This window comes from Ohtaekwangia sp. (assembly GCF_036568665.1).
Classification (GTDB): domain Bacteria; phylum Bacteroidota; class Bacteroidia; order Cytophagales; family Cyclobacteriaceae; genus Ohtaekwangia.
The window spans coordinates 1-3904 of sequence record NZ_DATCSD010000447.1; the positions used below are offsets into that span (position 1 = coordinate 1).

General features: G+C 42.6%; 5 protein-coding genes. 2 read left to right on the forward strand and 3 right to left on the reverse strand.

Annotated elements, in window-relative coordinates:
- Nucleotides 1–230: 230 nt before the first annotated feature.
- Together VIN08_RS26545 and VIN08_RS26550 are read left to right on the forward strand one after the other, a co-directional pair.
- Nucleotides 231–485 carry a hypothetical protein gene (locus VIN08_RS26545; RefSeq protein ID WP_331972247.1) on the forward strand — a complete coding sequence of 85 codons (255 nt, stop codon included), beginning with the start codon at nucleotides 231–233 and terminating at the stop codon, nucleotides 483–485.
- The gene (locus VIN08_RS26550; RefSeq protein WP_331972249.1) at nucleotides 482–634 is read left to right on the forward strand and encodes a hypothetical protein; all 153 of its coding nucleotides are present in this window, start codon (nucleotides 482–484) and stop codon (nucleotides 632–634) included. Before VIN08_RS26545 ends, VIN08_RS26550 begins: the two co-directional genes overlap by 4 nt.
- A gap of 25 nt (nucleotides 635–659) precedes the next feature.
- Here the strand turns inward: VIN08_RS26550 and VIN08_RS26555 are convergent, their stop codons facing one another.
- The 3 genes from VIN08_RS26555 to VIN08_RS26565 all read right to left on the reverse strand — a co-directional run bounded on the left by VIN08_RS26555 (nucleotide 660) and on the right by VIN08_RS26565 (nucleotide 3827).
- Nucleotides 660–1838 (reverse strand): acetyl-CoA C-acyltransferase, encoded by a 1179-nt coding sequence (locus VIN08_RS26555; protein WP_331972252.1) that lies wholly within the window; start codon nucleotides 1836–1838, stop codon nucleotides 660–662.
- Nucleotides 1839–1922: 84 nt separating this feature from the next.
- Nucleotides 1923–2843 carry a tetratricopeptide repeat protein gene (locus VIN08_RS26560; RefSeq protein ID WP_331972254.1) on the reverse strand — a complete coding sequence of 307 codons (921 nt, stop codon included), beginning with the start codon at nucleotides 2841–2843 and terminating at the stop codon, nucleotides 1923–1925.
- 15 nt (nucleotides 2844–2858) lie between these two features.
- Nucleotides 2859–3827: a vWA domain-containing protein gene (locus VIN08_RS26565; protein ID WP_331972256.1), complete on the reverse strand. Its 969-nt coding sequence runs from the start codon at nucleotides 3825–3827 to the stop codon at nucleotides 2859–2861.
- Nucleotides 3828–3904: the final 77 nt, after the last annotated feature.

The following is a 3904-nucleotide window of genomic DNA, read 5'->3' on the forward strand; positions in this document are numbered from 1 at the left end:
CAATGATCTTTTGATCGTCTTCTTTTGAAGCAGTATATATTTCCTGTATATGTTTTTGCTGCTGATCGTAATAGGTTCTTACTTCTTTCTGAGCGATAGCAGCCAGTGGAAATATCACCAATAATAACGCGGTAAATCTCATGAGTGATTAACGTTGTATCGAATTTGAAAATTATGCATTTTAACGATCATTTTGATAGCGTTATGTTGTACTGTTGGCTGTAATTTTTATGGACGAGAAAGAGAAGTTTTATGTTGATCAAAAGCTTAAGCTCAATACAGAAATCTTGAAAATATTGTCGGTTGCTGTACTGGCAACTATTACCGGTGTTCTTTCGTTGATTATTCAACAAAGTCCGGGAGTGCTGACGGGTAAATCAATGATGCTGATGTTTTTTGGATTTGTATTAGTCGTGATTTTCTCAATTTTGGCTATATTTGTGTATCGAGACAATTTGAAGATGTTAAAGAACATAAAGCAATGACCTTCGATTTTGTAACTATATATACCATTGTTTTTCTAAGCACCATCGTTGGTTTTGCAACCGCCTTTGCCATTCACTTTTATCGCGAAGGTAATCGTGATGCCGAGATCGGAAAGAGCAGAAACTCACGCAATACTATAAAAAACTAAATCCCGGTTTCCCGGGATTTTTAGTTTATATATTTTCGATTACAATTGCGGAAGCTCCTCCGCCACCATTACAAATTCCCGCGACTCCTATACCAGCTTTATTCTGCTTCAGTACATTGATGAGTGTCGTGGTAATTCGCGCACCCGATGCACCAAGCGGATGGCCTAACGCAACAGCACCACCGTTGATATTTACTTTCTCCGGATCGAGTCCCAGCTTCATGTTATTGGCAATTGCTACTGCCGAGAATGCTTCGTTAATCTCATAATACGAAACATCTTTTTTATCTATACCGGCATTCTTGATAGCCTTGGGTATAGCAAGCGATGGGGTAGTAGTAAACCACATCGGGTCTTGTGCTGCATCGGCAAAGCCGAGTATCTTTGCTATAGGTTTAATGCCTAATGCATCTGCTTTCTCTTTGCTGATCAATACCAGCGCAGAAGCACCGTCATTCAAGGTAGATGCATTGGCGGCTGTAACAGTGCCTTCTTTTGTAAAGGCTGCTTTCAGGCCTGGTATCTTTTCGAAGTTTACGTTTTTATATTCTTCATCTTCACTAAAGGCGGTAACATTACCTTTGCGATCGGTAATTTCTACTGGTATAATTTCATCTTTAAATCTACCGGCCGTCCACGATGCAGCCGAGCGTTTGTAAGAATTGATCGCATAAGTATCCTGATCCTGGCGGGTGATGTTCATCTCTTTCGCGGTGTTATCAGCGCATACACCCATTGCACAATGATTATATACATCGGTAAGACCATCGTGTTGAAGGCCATCGATCAGTTCGCTGTTGCCATATTTATACCCATAGCGTGCCTTCATCAGGTAGTACGGTATATTGCTCATGCTTTCCATACCACCGGCTACTACTACATCGTTTTGTCCGAGCATAATAGATTGCGCTCCGAGCATAACAGCTTTCATACCGGAGGCACAAACTTTATTAACGAGTGTGCATGGAATTTCAAAACCGAGTCCTGCACCAGCAGCCACTTGCGTAGCAGGCGCTTGCCCCAGACCGGAAGAGATTACATTACCGATAAATAATTCCTGGATGAGTTTAGGGTCGATGCCTGCTTTTTGAACAGCCCCTTTTACTGCGATCGAGCCAAGTGCCGTAGCGGTTAACGATGCCAGGCTTCCTCCGAAACTTCCGATCGGAGTGCGCACAGCCGAAATGATATATACTTCTTTCATGGGTTAATGAGTTTGCTGGTTGTAGTTTCGTAGAGGCTGCGATCATCAAGCTATAGATGGATTGATCACAGCTATATATAGCGGCTACCAGTCAGGCTTACCTTTATCCTTCGGCTTGGTAGCCTTGCGTTTGTTCTGCTGCAGGTATTGTACTTCCTGGTTCTTCATCGCTTCGAGGATCATGCGTGCTTTCTCTTCACTGATCTTCATCTGCTCGAGTTTTTCAGAGAGCTGCGGATTAGGTTTCTTCTCCTTGTCTTTTTCTTCTTTCTGCTCTGACGGCTCTTCTTTTTTATCCTGCTGATCTTTCTTCTCTTGATCTTTTTTCTGTTGGTCTTTCTGCTGCTGCTCTTTTTCCTTTTGCTGCTGCTCTTTATCTTTTTGTTCCTGGTCTTTTTTCTGTTGCTCCTTCTGCTGTTGTTCCTTCTTCTCTTGCTCTTTCTTCTCCTGATCTTTTTGTTGCTGGTCTTTTTGATCCTGCTTTTCCTGGTCTTTGTTCTGCTGATCTTTCTTCTGTTGATCCTGCTTCTGATCTTTATTTTGCTGTTGCTGCTGTTGATCCTTCTTATTCTTCTCATCCAGCTTCTTCTTCAGCAACTCGTAATTATAGCGGGCATCCATATTATCCGGATGAGCTTTTATAGCCTGCTTGAAATCGTTCAGCGCTTCTTCCAGTTTTTGTTTCCGGTAATGCAGTATACCCAGTTGCTGATGCGCTTTGGATCGTACTACATTCTTGATGTTACTACCGGTAAGTGATTCGTATTGCGTAATGGCGTTAGCCGTATCATTTACCATGAAGTAAGCGTTGGCCAGATTGAGCTTCAACTCATCTTCCGCCACTTTCATAGAGTCGATAAGGTAACGGTATTTCTGTATAGCCGCTTTATAATTACCGGAAGTATAGGCTTCGCGTGCTTCTGATTTAGCACGGTTGATCTTGCCGATCCGCAGCGGATCAGTAACAAAAGCAACCACCAATATCGAAACCAGTATATACTTCATATTTACCTTACCGTTTTATATTCGTAACGTAGGAATGTTCATCATAATATCCACTACCAGCAAGATAGCCGCTACAGCCAGAAAGTAAAAATACTTATTCGCAGTAACATCCATAAAACGCGTGTCACGCAATTCACCTTCAATCTTGCTGATTGTATTGATCAATCGCGAAACATCGTTTTTAGTTTCATTGATCTCGAAATATTGACCGTCTGTTTTACTGGCCAGATCCTTGAGCGAACCGGCATTGAGTTTAGAGAGCACCGGCCTTCCGTTTTTATCCGTCTTGAGTCCGCGGCCCGCATAAATGTTACCACCGGCTTCTGTACCAACACCGAGTGTAAAGAGTTTTATACCTTTTCGATCGATCTCGCGTGTTACGTCTTCCGTATCTTCTCCAAAGTCTTCGCCATCGCTGATGAGGATTACGATCTTGGATTTAGCTTGTGTTGGCGGACCATTCTCATCTTCCAGTTTCTTTAGTGCCATGCGCAGGGGAGGACCAAAGTCGGTGCCCGAGCTTGGTACTAATCCCGAATTCATCGTCTCAATAAAAAGATTCAATGCATTCTGATCGTAGGTGAGCGGACATTGCATAAAGGCTTCTGAACTGAAAATGATAATGCCGATACGATCGGAGTTAAAGGCTTCGATAAGCCGCTTCATTTCGAACTTGATCTTTTCAAGACGCGTAGGCTGAACATCAAAAGCGTCCATAGATTTGGACAAGTCGATGCAGATCATAATATCTTTCCCCACTGACTTCACTTCTTTCTTCGAGCCACCGAACGATGGCCCCAGCAAGGCAATGAGGAATAGTGCAAAATATAATGTGCGCAGGATAAGTTTGATGAATACCGTGGAGTAAGGTGTATTCAGACTTTTGCCAATGCGGATAACGCGTACCAGGTAAAGTACATACAGGATCGCGAAGAGCGCGATAAAGACTATTTCCGTTATTCCAAAATCCCGATACCAGGCCACATTATAACCATTTACAATCAGCAATTAACGATTAGGAAATTGTTTATGCAAGTGGTTTCAGATAAGCTACCAGGATC

What these genes read in the sequence shown, in the direction of transcription:
- VIN08_RS26545 (WP_331972247.1), top strand. Translation starts at nt 231, where the DNA reads ATGGACGAGAAAGAGAAGTTTTATGTTGATCAAAAGCTTAAGCTCAAT.
- VIN08_RS26550 (WP_331972249.1), top strand. Translation starts at nt 482, where the DNA reads ATGACCTTCGATTTTGTAACTATATATACCATTGTTTTTCTAAGCACC.
- VIN08_RS26555 (WP_331972252.1), bottom strand. Translation starts at nt 1,838, where the DNA reads ATGAAAGAAGTATATATCATTTCGGCTGTGCGCACTCCGATCGGAAGT.
- VIN08_RS26560 (WP_331972254.1), bottom strand. Translation starts at nt 2,843, where the DNA reads ATGAAGTATATACTGGTTTCGATATTGGTGGTTGCTTTTGTTACTGAT.